This is a genomic window from Tenacibaculum retecalamus (assembly GCF_027941755.1).
Classification (GTDB): domain Bacteria; phylum Bacteroidota; class Bacteroidia; order Flavobacteriales; family Flavobacteriaceae; genus Polaribacter; species Polaribacter haliotis_B.
On sequence record NZ_CP115916.1, the window covers coordinates 574,682 to 590,013 of the forward strand.

At 30.4% G+C, this 15,332-nt stretch carries 15 protein-coding genes; 14 read left to right on the top strand and 1 reads right to left on the bottom strand.

All coding sequences use genetic code 11. The features are described 5' to 3' along the window. Positions 1–211: 211 nt before the first annotated feature. Positions 212–1,576: a saccharopine dehydrogenase family protein gene (locus tag PG912_RS02830; protein WP_275688400.1), complete on the bottom strand. Its 1,365-nt coding sequence runs from the start codon at positions 1,574–1,576 to the stop codon at positions 212–214. Between the two features lie 80 nt (positions 1,577–1,656). Here PG912_RS02830 and PG912_RS02835 point away from each other — a divergent pair, with 80 nt between their 5' ends. The 14 genes from PG912_RS02835 (at position 1,657) to queA (ending at position 15,314) form a co-directional block, all read left to right on the top strand. After that, on the top strand, positions 1,657–2,034 hold the full coding sequence (locus tag PG912_RS02835; RefSeq protein ID WP_275688401.1) for a DUF423 domain-containing protein: 378 nt from the start codon (positions 1,657–1,659) through the stop codon (positions 2,032–2,034). A 90-nt stretch (positions 2,035–2,124) separates the two neighbouring features. Then, complete coding sequence (gene pckA, locus PG912_RS02840; RefSeq protein WP_275688402.1) at positions 2,125–3,735, top strand: phosphoenolpyruvate carboxykinase (ATP); 1,611 nt, start codon at positions 2,125–2,127, stop codon at positions 3,733–3,735. Positions 3,736–3,811: 76 nt separating this feature from the next. Next, positions 3,812–5,431 carry an adenine deaminase gene (gene ade / locus PG912_RS02845; RefSeq protein ID WP_275688403.1) on the top strand — a complete coding sequence of 540 codons (1,620 nt, stop codon included), beginning with the start codon at positions 3,812–3,814 and terminating at the stop codon, positions 5,429–5,431. Between the two features lie 63 nt (positions 5,432–5,494). After that, the gene (gene ruvC, locus PG912_RS02850; RefSeq protein WP_275688404.1) at positions 5,495–6,049 is read left to right on the top strand and encodes a crossover junction endodeoxyribonuclease RuvC; all 555 of its coding nucleotides are present in this window, start codon (positions 5,495–5,497) and stop codon (positions 6,047–6,049) included. A gap of 8 nt (positions 6,050–6,057) precedes the next feature. Then, on the top strand, positions 6,058–8,187 hold the full coding sequence (locus PG912_RS02855) for a KAP family P-loop NTPase fold protein (RefSeq protein ID WP_275688405.1): 2,130 nt from the start codon (positions 6,058–6,060) through the stop codon (positions 8,185–8,187). Between the two features lies 1 nt (position 8,188). After that, entirely contained in the window at positions 8,189–9,319 is a 1,131-nt protein-coding gene (gene hemW, locus PG912_RS02860) for a radical SAM family heme chaperone HemW (RefSeq protein ID WP_275688406.1), read from the top strand. A gap of 7 nt (positions 9,320–9,326) precedes the next feature. Further along, entirely contained in the window at positions 9,327–10,076 is a 750-nt protein-coding gene (locus PG912_RS02865) for a cyclase family protein (RefSeq protein WP_275688407.1), read from the top strand. A gap of 342 nt (positions 10,077–10,418) precedes the next feature. After that, positions 10,419–11,630, top strand: a complete 1,212-nt coding sequence (locus PG912_RS02870; protein WP_275688408.1) for an MDR family MFS transporter — start codon at positions 10,419–10,421, stop codon at positions 11,628–11,630. Further along, the gene (locus tag PG912_RS02875; RefSeq protein WP_275688409.1) at positions 11,627–12,004 is read left to right on the top strand and encodes a VOC family protein; all 378 of its coding nucleotides are present in this window, start codon (positions 11,627–11,629) and stop codon (positions 12,002–12,004) included. Before PG912_RS02870 ends, PG912_RS02875 begins: the two co-directional genes overlap by 4 nt. A gap of 45 nt (positions 12,005–12,049) precedes the next feature. After that, the gene (locus tag PG912_RS02880) at positions 12,050–12,376 is read left to right on the top strand and encodes a nucleotide pyrophosphohydrolase (RefSeq protein WP_218771382.1); all 327 of its coding nucleotides are present in this window, start codon (positions 12,050–12,052) and stop codon (positions 12,374–12,376) included. After that, positions 12,377–12,625 (top strand): hypothetical protein, encoded by a 249-nt coding sequence (locus tag PG912_RS02885; RefSeq protein ID WP_275688410.1) that lies wholly within the window; start codon positions 12,377–12,379, stop codon positions 12,623–12,625. Between the two features lie 3 nt (positions 12,626–12,628). After that, positions 12,629–12,901 (top strand): hypothetical protein, encoded by a 273-nt coding sequence (locus PG912_RS02890; RefSeq protein ID WP_275688411.1) that lies wholly within the window; start codon positions 12,629–12,631, stop codon positions 12,899–12,901. 66 nt (positions 12,902–12,967) lie between these two features. Further along, positions 12,968–14,200 carry a 3-phosphoshikimate 1-carboxyvinyltransferase gene (locus PG912_RS02895; protein ID WP_275688412.1) on the top strand — a complete coding sequence of 411 codons (1,233 nt, stop codon included), beginning with the start codon at positions 12,968–12,970 and terminating at the stop codon, positions 14,198–14,200. A 64-nt stretch (positions 14,201–14,264) separates the two neighbouring features. After that, positions 14,265–15,314: a tRNA preQ1(34) S-adenosylmethionine ribosyltransferase-isomerase QueA gene (gene queA, locus PG912_RS02900; RefSeq protein WP_275688413.1), complete on the top strand. Its 1,050-nt coding sequence runs from the start codon at positions 14,265–14,267 to the stop codon at positions 15,312–15,314. Positions 15,315–15,332: the final 18 nt, after the last annotated feature.

The window sequence follows — 15,332 nt, forward strand, 5'->3', positions numbered from 1 at the left end:
TGATACTGTTTTAATTAGTAAAAATCGGGGGCTGCAAAACTAACTTTAAATTATTTAAAAATCAAGCTATATTTATTCTTTAAAAAAAAGAGGTGTATAAGAAAGGCATCAATAAATTGATGCCTTTCTTATATTATGAAATAGTAGTTTACTATGTTGTAACTTATCTAAGTTATTAGAAAATAAATTTAGAATTGAGTTAAATATATTGCTATAAAGTTTCTGAGTTATAACCTAAATACGGTACTTTTTTCTCTACAAAAGTGATTCCATATTCTTCCAATTCCTTTAAAATAGGTGCATACACTTCTTTGGTAATTGGTAACTGAACACCAGGGGTTGTAATATTGCCATTTAAAATACGTAAAGTAGCCATCGCTACAGGTAAACCAACAGTTTTTGCCATTGCAGTATACGTTTGATCATCGCCTTTAATAACCATACTACTTTCTATTTGATACTTTTCTTGTTTGTCTTCGTACCCAAATTTATGATGCATTACAATCATATCTTTATCATCAGCTTCAAGTGTCCATTTTTCTGACAATATTTCTTGTAATATCTCAGCAGGAGTTGCATTTGCAAGACTTATTTTTTTATCAGCATTAAAAATATCTAATTCTAAAAATTTATCCCACATAATATCATCTTGATCTATTTTTAGATAAGAGCGGAATTTTAATTCTACAGAATCAGTAGGAGAATAAGCTAAAAATAAATTAGTAAAATCACGGTAACTTAAGTTTTTAGAATTTTCAATAGTATAAGAGTCATCTGTCATTCCTAATTGAACAAAAACATTCCAAGCTCTAGAAAAACCAACCTTTCTAATCGTACCTCTGTACATTGTTGGTACGTTTTCTAAATTATAGATGCTTCTATATTTTAAAGAATCGCGATTTGCATAGCCTTCAAATTTACCATAGCCATCAATATTTAAAAATTCGGTTCTTCTAAAAAGTTTGTGATAAGGTATGTATTTATATGTGTTTTCTTGAATAAACATGGCAGCGCCACCCTGGCCAGCTAATACAACATTTCTTGGATTCCATGTAAATTTGTAATTCCATAAATTAGTATCGCTTTCAGGAGCAACCAATCCACCAGTAAAAGATTCGAAAAGTAACATTTTAGCACCTTTGTCATGAATTTTATCAATAATTTGCATTGCGCTCATGTGGTCTATTCCTGGGTCTAAGCCAATTTCATTCATAAACACTAAACCTTTCGTTTTTGCTTGCTCGTCTAAAGCTTTCATTTCATCAGAAACATAAGAAGCTGTAACCATGTGTTTATTATAATTGATACAATCTTTGGCAACTTCAATATGAAAACGAGCAGGGAGCATTGAGATAACAATATCAGCGTTTTTTACAGCTTCCGTACGTTGCGCTGCATTAAAAACATCTAGCTCTATTGCAGTCGCATTTTTATGGTTATTAATTATTGATGTTGCATTTTCAATAGAAACATCACCAATAGTTAGGTGTAAGTTTTCTGATGTAGATTTATCTAATAAATATTTTATAAGAGACGAGCAAGATCTACCTGCTCCAATAATTAATATATTTCTCATTTATAATGTACTTTAGTTGTCTTAAAATTTGAAGTCACAATATCGTTAAAAAAGTTTAAAATTAAACAAAAACACTATAAATGTATAAAAATTTAACAATAGCAGCTGTGTTAGGAATTATCGCAGTTGTTTTAGGAGCCTTCGGAGCCCATGCTTTGAAATCAAAATTAAGTCCAGCAGCAATGCAAAGTTTTGAAACAGCAGTGAGATATCAATTTTTACATGTTTTACTCTTACTTTTTGTAAATACATTTAAAGAATTTAATTTAAAACAAAAGAATAGTATCAGTTTTTTATTAATAGGCGGGATTATTTTATTTTCAGGATCAATTTATATGATACACTTAATAGGAGTACCGGCTAAGTCGATTTGGTTTGTAACTCCACTAGGAGGGTTGTTGTTAATAATAGGTTGGTCTTTGATGGCTTTTCGGTTCTTAAAAAAAGTTATTAAGTAATAATAGTTGATAAAATATTTCAATGATTAATCAGTTTAATCAAAAAGCACTATTTTTGTGTGAAATTAAACACAACTAAATTAATTTAAGATGACAAATATTGATACGAAAACGATATCGTTAGATAACTTAGGAATTAAGGATGCTACGGTTCGTTATCAATTAACTTCAGACGAATTACACAACATAACAATTGAGAAAAAACAAGGAGTAAATAGTAGTTCAGGAGCGTTAGCTGTTGAAACAGGCGAATTTACTGGGCGTTCACCAATGGATCGCTTTATTGTTAAAGATGCTATAACAAAAGATGAAGTTTGGTGGGGGGATGTAAATTTACCTTTCGATTCAGATAAATTTGATAAGTTATATAATAAGGTAACGGATTATCTTTCTAATAAAGAAATATTTGTACGTGATAGCTATGCTTGTGCAGACGCAGATTACAAATTAAATATTAGAGTAGTTAACGAATATCCTTGGAGTAACATGTTTGCATATAACATGTTTTTACGCCCAACAGCTGAAGAATTAAAAGATTTTTCTCCAGAATGGATCGTAATTAATGCACCAGGTTTTATGGCAGATCCAAAAGTTGACGGAACACGTCAGCATAACTTTGCTATTTTAAACTTCGAAAAAAAGATTGCTTTAATTGGTGGAACAGGTTATACAGGTGAAATTAAAAAAGGAATTTTTTCTGCATTAAACTTTATTTTACCGGTGTTTAAAAACACCTTACCAATGCATTGTTCTGCAAATATTGGTAAAGAAGGTGATACGGCTATTTTCTTCGGATTATCAGGTACCGGTAAAACAACATTATCTACAGATCCAAATCGTAGTTTGATTGGTGATGATGAACATGGTTGGACTTCTGAAAACACTGTTTTCAATTTTGAAGGTGGTTGTTACGCAAAAGTAATCGACCTTTCTAAAGATAAAGAACCAGAGATTTACGCAGCTATTAAAAGAGGAGCAATCCTTGAAAATGTTGTGATGGATGCTAAAGGAGATGTAGATTTTCATGACACGTCAATTACACAAAATACACGTGTAAGTTACCCGATACATCATATCGAAAATATTCAAACACCATCAACAGGGAAAAATCCTAAAAATATATTTTTCTTAACTGCAGATGCTTTCGGTGTATTGCCTCCAATATCTAGGTTAACACCAGGTCAGGCAGCATACCATTTTATATCAGGTTATACAGCTAAAGTAGCAGGTACAGAAGCGGGAGTTACAGAACCATTACCAAGTTTTTCAGCATGTTTCGGAGCGCCATTTATGCCTTTACATCCAACTCGTTATGCAGAAATGTTAAGCGAAAAAATGAAAGAAACAGGGGTAAATGTTTGGTTGATAAATACTGGTTGGACAGCAGGTCCTTACGGAATTGGTCATAGAATGAAGTTGAAATATACACGTGCCATGATTAACGCTGCATTAAGCGGAGCTTTAGGTGATGTAAACGAAGAAAACTACCACACACATTCAGTATTTGGTTTAGCACAACCAAGAAAATGTCCTGGAGTTCCTTCAGAAATGTTAAGCCAACGACAAGCTTGGAATAACGATGAAGAGTACTATAAAACAGCACATAAATTAGCAGATTCATTTAGAGAAAACTTTAAGAAGTTTGAAGAAAATGCAAATGCTGAAATTTTAGCAGGTGAATCACCAAATGTTAAAAAATAAATAGTAAAAAGCATCCGAAAGGATGCTTTTTTTATGCGTAAATACTACCTATTTTTGTAGCTTTAAAACCAATAGCATGATTGTACAAGGAAATATAGTAGACATACAAAACAAACGAATCTACAAAGGAGAAGTTGAGGTTGTAAACGGAAAAATAACAGTAATTAGAGAAGTTAATCACGCTGTCGACAATTATATTCTTCCAGGTTTTGTAGATGCGCATATTCATATTGAAAGTTCAATGTTAGTGCCTTCAGAATTTGCTAAAATAGCAGTTGTTCATGGTACGGTTGCAACTGTTTCTGATCCGCATGAAATAGCAAATGTATTAGGTGTAAAAGGTGTTGAGTTTATGATTGAAAACGGAAAAAAAGTTCCGTTAAAATTTAATTTTGGTGCACCAAGTTGTGTACCTGCAACATCTTTTGAAAGTGCAGGGGCAATTATCGATTCTGAAGATATTAAATTGATGCTAGAAAATGCTGATATCAAGTATTTAGCAGAAATGATGAATTATCCTGGAGTTTTATTTGATGATGAAGAGGTTTTAAAAAAGATTCAGCATGCAAAAAATAATAACAAACCTATTGACGGTCATGCGCCAGGTTTAAGAGGCGATGATGTTACAAAATATATATCGGCAGGAATTTCTACCGACCACGAATGTTTTACTTATGATGAGGCTTTAGAGAAGCTTCAAAAAGGAATGAAAGTAATTATTCGTGAAGGAAGTGCGGCTAAAAATTTCGAAGCATTGATTGATTTATTGCCTGATCATTTCGAAAATATGATGTTTTGCTCTGATGATAAGCATCCTGATGATTTATTGTTAGGTCATTTAAATGAGTTGTGTGAGCGTGCGGTAGCAAAAGGAATAGATGTTTTTAAAGTATTACAAGCGGCTTGTATAAATCCTGTAAAACACTATAATTTAGATGTTGGTTTGTTAGAACAAGGAGATAATGCAGATTTTATTATTGTTGAAGATTTAGAGAAGTTTAAAGTTTTACAAACATATATAAACGGTGAATTGGTTGCTGAAAACGGAAAGTCGTTTGTAAAGTCAGTTCCTTTTAAAGTGTTGAATAATTTTAATACAGATAAAAAGGAAGTAGTTGATTTTGAATTTAAATCTACTGCTGCAAAAATTAGAGTTATTGAAGCATTAGATGGTGAATTGGTAACGAATGAAGTTAAAGCGGATGCTTTGATTAAAAATGGAAATTTAGTTTCTAATACAGAAACTGATGTATTAAAAATGACGGTTGTAAATCGTTATAAAAATGCTGATCCATCAATAGCTTTTATTAAAAATTTCGGGTTAAAAGAAGGTGCTATTGCTAGTTCGGTTGGGCACGATTCTCATAATATTATAGCAGTCGGAGTTTCTGATGAAGCTATATGTAAGGCCGTAAATTTATTAATAGCTAATAAAGGCGGAGTTTGTGCTGTTTCAGCATCCGAAGAAAAAATAGTTTCGTTACCTGTAGCAGGAATCATGTCTGATAAACCCGCTGAAGAAATAGGTAAAACGTATGCCGCGTTAGATGAAATGGCTAAACAAATGGGAAGTAAATTACGAGCACCTTATATGAGCTTGTCTTTTATGGCATTGTTGGTAATACCCGCGTTAAAATTATCTGATAAAGGATTGTTTGACGGAAATACTTTTAAGTTTACTTCTTTAGAAGTTTAGTAAAATACTACTTAATAAAAATCATTATTTAATTGATTAGTTTAGCTTTATAGAAATTAAAATTTGAAGACAGAGAAAATTATTTTAGGAATTGATCCCGGAACTTCTATTATGGGGTTCGGAATTATAAAAGTGGTAGGAAAAAAAATTGAATTCGTTCAGATGAATGAATTGATTTTAAAAAAATACGACGATCATTATTTAAAACTAAAGTTAATTTTTGAACGTACGATTGAATTAATAGATACTTATAAACCTGATGAAGTAGCATTAGAAGCTCCTTTTTTTGGTAAAAACGTACAATCGATGTTAAAGCTTGGTCGTGCACAAGGAGTGGCTATGGCAGCAGCATTGTCACGTGAAATACCAGTAACAGAATATGCGCCACTAAAAATTAAAATGGCAATTACAGGTAGCGGAAAAGCAAGTAAAGAGCAAGTTGCTTTAATGCTAAAGTCGTTATTAAATTTAAAAACATTGCCTAAAAATTTAGATGCTACTGATGGATTAGCAGCCGCGGTTTGTCATCACTATAATTCAGGGACAAAAGTAGGAGGAAAGAACTATACCGGTTGGGCAAGTTTTGTGAAGCAGAATGAAAAACGAGTTAAGAAATAGAATAGATAATGAATTTAAGTGATTTGCCAATTGGGAAAAATGGAGTAGACCTTTTTAACTTTAAGCATTATGCTAAAAAAGTTCAAAAAATAATTCAAAATAATTCAAATAACTCGGAGCCTTTAACTATTGGTATTTATGGTAAATGGGGTGAGGGTAAAACGTCATTTTTAAATTTAGTTGAAAATAAAATTGATTTAGGGAAAAAAGGAAAAGGACAAAAAGGGGTTTTAAAATATCATTTTAATCCTTGGAGATATAGCACCGAAGAAGAAATGCTTTTTGATTTTTTTGATGGACTTTCAAAAATGATGTTTGTTAATAAAGAAAATGAAATACTTCAAAAAGTAGGAAAACAGCTTTTAAAATATAGTAAATATGCAAAAGCTATTAAAGTTTCTGCTTCTGCGGGATTAAGTCCTTCAAATAAAGTTAGTGCTACTTTAGATATAAGTGAAATCATGAAATCTTTAGGCGAAGATTTTACAGGAGAAAAGCCTGTTTTAGAGGTGATAATAGATAATATCAATAAAAAACTAGAGGAATCTAAATATAAAATAGTCGTATTTATTGATGATATTGACCGTCTTGATAAAGATGAAATATATACTATTTTAAAGCTGATAAAATTAAATGCGAATTTTAATAATTTTGTATATATCGTTGCTTTAGATGAAAATCATGTAGCTAAAGCAATAGGGCAACGTTATGGAGAAACAAGTGATGATGGAAAATTATTTTTAGAAAAAATTATTAATATTCCAATTCATTTACCTAAAATTGAAACAGTTGATTTTAAACATTTTTTTAATGTAAAATTTAAAGAAGTAATTGATAATTTAGGTTTTTCTGATAGAAAAGAAGAAATAAATGAGATTAGAAATGAATTTAGGCCTCATTATTTTAGAAGTGCTAGAGAAGTAATAAGAGTTTTTAATAGTTTTTTTGTGAGTGCTTTTGCTATTGGAGAAGAAGTTAATTTAAGAGATTTATTTTGGATTGAATATTTGAAAGTGAAATACACTAATGTTTTTGATGTTATAAAAAAATATAATTTTCCTAATATAGAAGAAAAGTTAATAGCTAGTAGTACTATAATTAAGTACTCAACAAGTGTAGTAAATAAAGATGAAATATTTAACGAGCATTCCAAAGGAATTGTAGAAATATTATTTCCAGATAATAAAGATTTTATTATGAGAATGGAGTCTAATAATGGCAAAAACGCTATTGAAACTTCAAATATTCAATTCAAAATAAATCATCCTAATCATTTCGAAAAATATTTTTCATATCATATGGAGGGAAAAGTTTCTGTTGTAAAAAATAGGCAAATACTTCAATATATAATTGATGAAAATGAAAAAGAGTTAGAAAGTGTTCTTATTGATTTGAGAGATAAATATAATTTAGAAGTTCATCGTTTCTATAGCGTTATAGAAGATTTAATAATCGAAGATAGTCTAAATCATATATTTTTATATGACTTCATATTTTCAAATTTAGATTTATTTCCAGAAACAGAGAAAGATGTTTTAGGTTCGACTTATCTTTTAAGAGTTATAGAATTAATTGCTTCTGTTTTAGATAAAAGAAATAATAATGAAGGTATTATTGAATTAGCAAAAAAGTTAAGTATTTACCACTTATGTTATTTTACAAGGACAATTCAATTAAAAATAGCAATTAAAAAGGAATTAGAAAGCTTGATTGTACTTAAAACAAAAGAAGAATATTTAGGCAAACCTATTCCTTTTTTTTACGATTTAACAAAAGAGCACTCACATTATAAAATGATGATGTCTTTATGGAAAGAAAAAGATAAAGGTTCTTTTAATAAATATATTGAAAACAATACTGAAAGTTTTAATAATATATTAAAATTGATACGAAATTTTGCTCCTTTTTCAACTTCTGGTATTTTTATTAATTTAGATTTACGAAATTATAAGTATATGGAAGAGTTAATTGATGTAGGCCTTATTTATAAAAGAATTGAAGAGTATAAACCTGAATTAATTATACAAATAGATTCTGATTATATAAAGTCCTTTTCTCTTACAAATAGACCTTCTGAACTAGAAAACGTAGAGCAATTTATTTATCACTATAAAAAAGATAAAAATTTACTAAACTGATTTGGCAGGAATCTATCTACACATACCGTTTTGTAAGCAAGCATGTTTTTATTGCGACTTCCATTTTTCTACTTCTTTAAAAAAGAAAGATGATTTGGTTTTATGCATGGTAAAAGAGCTTGAAATACGGAAAGAAGAATTAGCAAACGAAAGGATAGAAACTATTTATTTCGGAGGAGGAACACCATCTTTATTATCAAAAGAAGAAATAGAAACGTTGTTAGATGCTATTCATCAAAATTATAAAGTAATAGAAAATCCAGAAATTACTTTAGAAGCCAACCCTGATGATTTATCCGAAGCTAAAATTTTAGAATTAGCAAAATCACCTATTAACAGATTAAGTATTGGCGTGCAATCTTTTTTTGAAGAGGATTTAAAAAGCATGAATCGTGCACATAATTCAAAAGAAGCTAGAGATTGCCTATCTGCTGCCATTGGCAGCTTTGATAATATTACGGTGGATTTAATTTATGGTGTTCCGAATATGAGTAACGAACGCTGGAAAGAAAACTTACAAATAGCGTTCGATTTTGGCGTGAATCATATCTCAAGCTACGCCTTAACAGTTGAGCCAAAAACAGTGTTGGATAATTTTGTGAAAAACGGAAAATATCCCGAACCCGATGAAACGGTAGCAAAAGAGCATTTTGATATTTTAGTAGCAGAAACTGCCAAAAACGGATTTATACATTACGAAATTTCAAATTTTGGAAAACCAGCTTATTTTTCGAAACATAATACAAGTTATTGGTTGGGTAAAAAATACATTGGTATTGGTCCATCTGCACATTCGTTTAGTAAAACACATCGTAGTTGGAATGTTGCCAACAATGCAAAATATATAAAGGAACTTCAGCAAGGTAACCTCCCTAATGAAATAGAAGAATTATCAAAAGAAGATCAGTTTAACGAATATTTAATGACAGGCTTACGAACTATTTGGGGCGTTTCATTAAATGAGGTTGATGAAGATTTTAAAGAGCAATTATTAATTTCATCACAAAAATTTATAGAGGAAGGTTTGCTAGAAATTAGTGTCACTTCGAGCGGAGTCGAGAAGTTAAAAACAACTCCAAAAGGAAAGTTTTTGGCAGACGGTTTAGCTTCAGAATTATTTATAATTAAATAAGAAAAACATGATTGCAGAGATACAGCATAATTCGAAAAAATATCAAATAGATTTATCAGAACCGTTAGATATTTCTATTTCAATAGATGTTTTAAAAGAAAATATAAATGCATGGTATGTTGGTGAACCAGAAATTAAGCCAGTAAAAGAAGGTGATTGGATTGGTAGCGTTTCTAAAGGAGCAGATGTTAATTTTAACAATATTTCTTTTAATCCGCATGCGCACATAACACATACCGAGTGTGTTGGGCATATTACAAAAAAAATACACTCTGTAAATAAAAACTTACAAACATTTTTCTTCTTAGCTGAGGTGGTAACAATAATACCGAAGGAGATAAAAAATGGAGATTTTGTTATTACCAAAGAACAGTTAGAAAAGATTTTAAAAGGAAAAGAAAGCGAAGCAGTTGTTATTAGAACTTTACCAAATTCTGATAAAAAAACAAGCACTCGTTATTCAAATACAAACCCGCCTTACTTATTAGAAGCAGCCGCTTCTTATTTGAAAGAAATAGGAATAAAACATTTGTTAATAGATTTACCTTCGGTAGATAAAGAAAAAGATGAAGGGAAGTTGTTAGCACATAATGCTTTTTGGAATACCGCAAATGAAATTCGTTTTGATGCAACGATTACAGAGTTTATTTACGTGAAAAATTCAATAAAAGACGGAGCCTATTTTTTAAATTTAATGATTGCTCCTTTTGAGAATGATGCCACTCCAAGTAAGCCTATTTTGTATAAAATTCAATAGAAATAAATTTATAATAGTTGTTAGTTCGAGCAGAGTCGAGAATTACTTTGAAGCGAACAAGTAATTAGGAGTAATTTATTTAGAATCAATATGAAATAAGGTTTTAAAATAGTGTTTTGTAAAACCTATTTCTTTTTTTTATAGTTTTACGCTTCAATTAATACTAAAATGACAAATTTTAATACATATAAGCAATGTAAATGGATCGTGAGATACGGTACCTGTCGGGCTATTTATGTATTATGATTATTTAAATATAAAATATATCAATTATAAAAAGTCCGACTTCACAGTCGGACTTTTTATTTTTATATCAAACTCAAAACAACTAAACCACAGATTATGAAAAAACTATACTTTAATTATATCGAGACTTTTAAAGGGCTCTCTACCGAAGTTTGGTGGCTCGCTTTAATCACCTTAATAAACAGAGCGGGTACAATGGTAATTCCATTTTTGTCAATTTATTTATCAGAAAAACTAGAATTTTCTAAGCCTGATATTGGTTGGATTATGACTTGTTTTGGTTTAGGTTCTGTTATTGGTTCTTGGTTAGGCGGAAAATTAACCGATAAAATAGGCTCGTATAAAGTAATGAAAACAAGCTTGTTTTTAACAGGTTTACTCTTTTTAGCATTACAATTTGTAACTACTTTTTATGGTTTTTGTATTGGTATTTTCTTTGTAATGTTAGTTGCAGATACTTTTAGACCTGCTATGTTTGTTGCTTTAAGTGCTTACAGTAAGCCTGAAAATAAAACACGTTCGGTAACACTTATTCGTTTGGCAATAAATTTAGGTTTTTCTGCAGGATCAGCAGTTGGCGGAATTATTATTACTTCTTTAAGTTATAATGGGTTGTTTTGGGTTGATGGTATTACATGTATTTTGGCTACTTTTTTATTAATGAATGTATTGAATCCTAAAAAAGCAAAAACATTAGATGAATTAAAAGTAGAGAACCCTGTTTCCGTATTTTCAGATAAGGCTTTTTGGGTGTTTTTTGTAGCGATGTTTATCTTCGGATTTGTGTTTTTACAGTATTTTTCAACAATTCCGTTGTATTATAAAGATGCTCATTATTTATCTGAATTAGAGATTGGTTTGTTAATGGGGATGAATGGTTTTTTAATCTTTTTATTAGAAATGCCATTAATCAAGTGGTTAGAAGAAAGTAAATATTCAAAAGAACGCTTAATGTTTGTAGGTTTGTTTTTAACAGGAATAAGTTTTTTAGTACTAAACTTAACAGGTTGGGTAGGTGTTTTAATTATCGGAATGTTGTTTATGACAATAGGAGAAATGATTGCTTTTCCGTTTTCGAATGCTTTTGTAATGGAGCGTGCAAAAAAAGGAAATCAAGGAGAATATATGGCATATTATAGTATTGCTTTTTCGTTGGCACATATTTTTGGTCATAATTCAGGAATGCAGTTAGTAGCTGCTTTGGGGTTTGATAAAACTTGGTGGATTATAACAATTATGACTATAATAGGTTTGTTTTTCTTATGGATGTTATCTAGAGTAGTTAAAAAAGAAAAGGTTGTAGCATGAATTTAAATCAAGTTACAATTCCGTCTTTAGATGTTGAAAAAGCAACGCTTTTTTACCAAAAACTAGGTTTGCATCTTATTGTAGATGCAAAACCTAGGTATGTCCGTTTTGAAGTACCAGAAGGTGAAGCTACTTTTTCAATTCACTTGGTAGATGCGTTGCCTAAAGAGAACGGTGTTGTTGTTTATTTTGAAGATGAAAATTTAGATGAGTTATTAAAGAATCTTCAAGAAAAAGGTATTGTATTTTCACAATTACCAAAAGACGAAAGTTGGTTGTGGCGAGAAGCACATTTGTTAGATCCTGATGGAAATAAGATTGTTTTGTTTAAAGCAGGAAAGAATAGAAAAAATCCGCCATGGCGAATTAATTAGCCCGAAAGAAATATTTATATTTGAATTTTAAATGATGAAGTAAAAATGAATATACAAGACGCTCAAAAAGAAGTTGATAATTGGATTAAAAATCATGGAGTTCGTTATTTTAACGAATTAACAAACATGGCGCAATTAACAGAAGAAGTAGGAGAAGTAGCAAGGATTATTGCACGTCGTTATGGCGAACAAAGTGAAAAAGAGAGCGATAAAAATAAAGATTTAGGTGAGGAGTTAGCAGATGTTATGTTTGTAGTATTGTGTTTAGCAAACCAAACTGGAATTAACCTTCAAGAAGCTTTTGATAAAAAATTAGATATAAAAACAAAACGCGATCACGATCGTCATCATAACAACGAAAAATTAAAATAGATGAGTCTTATTAAAAATATACAAAAAGGATCTTTTTGGATTAATGTACTTAAAGTAGGTGTTCCTTTTTTAGTGGTTGTATCAATATTCTCATTATTAGTAAATAGTGGAGGCGCTTTATTTTCTGCGGATTTTGAAACTGTAAACACTATTAATTTTTCAGAAGGAAAATGGAAGCGTTTTTGGTTAACTAAAGTAACTGTTAGTATTTTTTATGCCATATATGTGGTGAATAAAAGAATAAAATAGATAATGAGTTTCGAAAAACTAGAAGATAAATTAAATAAAAACATTAACGAAGAAACGGAATTGATTCACAAAATATCATTAATTAAATATCTGTTAATCTACGTTCCTGTATTGTTTTTAATGTTTATTATCACCAATTTTATTGCAAGTTTATTATTTGAAGGAATAGCTTTCGATTGGAGAAGAATTTTAATTCAAGCTTTAGTTTTTGGTTTCTTTTTTAGAGTTTTTCACGCTGTAAGAAAAGGATGGAATAATGCGTGGAAAAATAAATAATATGAATGTCTAATTCAATATCAAAACGTCATTCTGAATCGATATAACATAAGGAAGTCTACATAAATGAACTTACAACTAGCAACCAAAAAAGACTCTAAAATTAATACTGAAGTAACTATTTCGGGTTCAAAAAGTGAATCTAACAGGTTATTAATTTTACAGCAATTATATCCGAATATTAGCATTCATAATTTATCAGACTCTGATGATACGCATCATTTACAAGAAGCATTGTCGTCGGAAAATGAAATTGCAGATATTGGTCATGCTGGTACAGCAATGCGTTTTTTAACTGCTTTTTTTGCTAGTAAAAAAGGTGCTGTAAAAGTGTTACAAGGGTCAGACAGAATGCATAATCGACCGATTGAAATATTAGTAAATGCTCTTCGTGACTTAGGTGCCGATATTGAGTATTTAGAAAAAGACGGATACCCGCCAATTAAAATTACAGGAAAAGAATTGTTGATAGCTAAAGTTGCTATTGATGGTAATGTAAGTAGTCAATATATTTCGGCTTTAATGTTAATTGCATCAAGTTTAAAAAACGGATTAGTAATTGAATTAAAAGGTAATATTACTTCTGTTCCGTATATAAAAATGACATTAACTTTGTTACATCAAATAGGTGTTTCTGCAAGTTTTGAGGGGAGTGTTATCACTATTAAAAATCAACCTGAAGTATCTGCTCAGGATATCGTAGTAGAATCAGATTGGAGTTCTGCATCTTATTTTTATTCGCTAATTGCATTGAGTGAAATAGGATCGTCAGTGAAATTATCAGCCTATAAAAAAGATAGTTTACAAGGTGATAATTGCTTAGCAAGAATTTATAATCATTTTGGAGTTGTAACTACGTTTCAAGAAAACACCATTGTTTTAACGAAAGAAGCAATACATAATACTGCTATTTTAAACGAGGATTTAAAAAATGCGCCAGATATTGCTCAGACGATTACAGTAACTTGTTTTGGATTAGGAGTTGCTTGTGATTTATCAGGATTACATACCTTAAAAATAAAAGAAACCGATCGATTAGAAGCTTTAAAAGCAGAATTAACTAAGTTAGGAGCAAATATTAGTATAACTAATCAAAGTTTGCATTTAAAGGTTGCAAATAGCATCAATAAAAATATAAATATAGCCACTTATAACGATCATAGAATGGCAATGGCATTTACACCACTAGCATTAAAAACAAGTATTGAAATTTTAGATGCAGAAGTAGTTACGAAATCGTACCGTAATTTTTGGAAAGATATGCAACAAGTAGGAATAGAAACGATTAAAGGAAAATAAAAGCCGAATTGCTTGACAAGGCCTATGCCGAGATTGTATATTTGCGCATACGAAAAAAAGATTTATGAAGTTATCGAATTTTAGTTTTGAATTACCAGATGAATTATTAGCAGAATATCCATCAGAGCATAGAGATGAAGCACGTTTAATGGTGTTGCACAGAGATACTCAAAAAATTGAACATAAATTATTTAAAGATTTAATCAATTATTTTGATGAAGGAGATGTAATGATGTTAAACAATACAAAGGTTTTTCCTGCTCGTATGTACGGGAATAAAGAAAAAACTGGCGCACGTATTGAAGTATTTTTATTACGTGAGTTAAATGCTGAAAATCGTTTGTGGGATGTATTAGTAGATCCAGCAAGAAAGATTAGAATCGGAAACAAGTTATTTTTTGGTGATGACGAAAGTTTAGTAGCTGAGGTTATTGATAATACAACATCAAGAGGTAGAACTTTACGTTTTTTATATGATGGTCTATACGAAGAGTTTAGAGAGAAATTAGTAAAGTTAGGGGAAACACCATTGCCTAAATATATAAAGCGTGAGGTAGAGGCAACAGATGAAGATCGTTACCAAACAATTTATGCAAAACATGAAGGGGCTGTTGCAGCACCAGCAGCAGGATTACATTTTTCTAAACACTTAATGAAGCGTTTAGAAATTAAAGGAATAGATTTTGCTGAAACTACGTTACATGTAGGTTTAGGAACTTTTAATCAGGTTGAGGTAGAAGATTTATCGAAGCATAAAATGGACTCTGAAAAGATTAATGTAACGCAAGCCACTGCAGATATGGTAAACGATGCTTTAGCTAAAAAGAAAAGAGTTTGTGCTGTTGGAACAACTGTAATGAGAGCAACAGAATCTGCAATTACTTCTAAACGTAAGTTAAAGGAATTTGATGGTTGGACAAATAAATTTATATTTCCTCCATTTGATTTTAGTGTTGCAAACTGTATGATTACAAATTTTCATACACCAAAATCAACTTTAATGATGACTGTTTCTGCTTTCGCAGGACACGATTTTATGATGGAAGCATATCAAGAAGCAATTAAAGAAAAATATAAATTTCACTCGTACGGAGATGCGATGTTGATTTTATAATACTATAGATTTAAACGA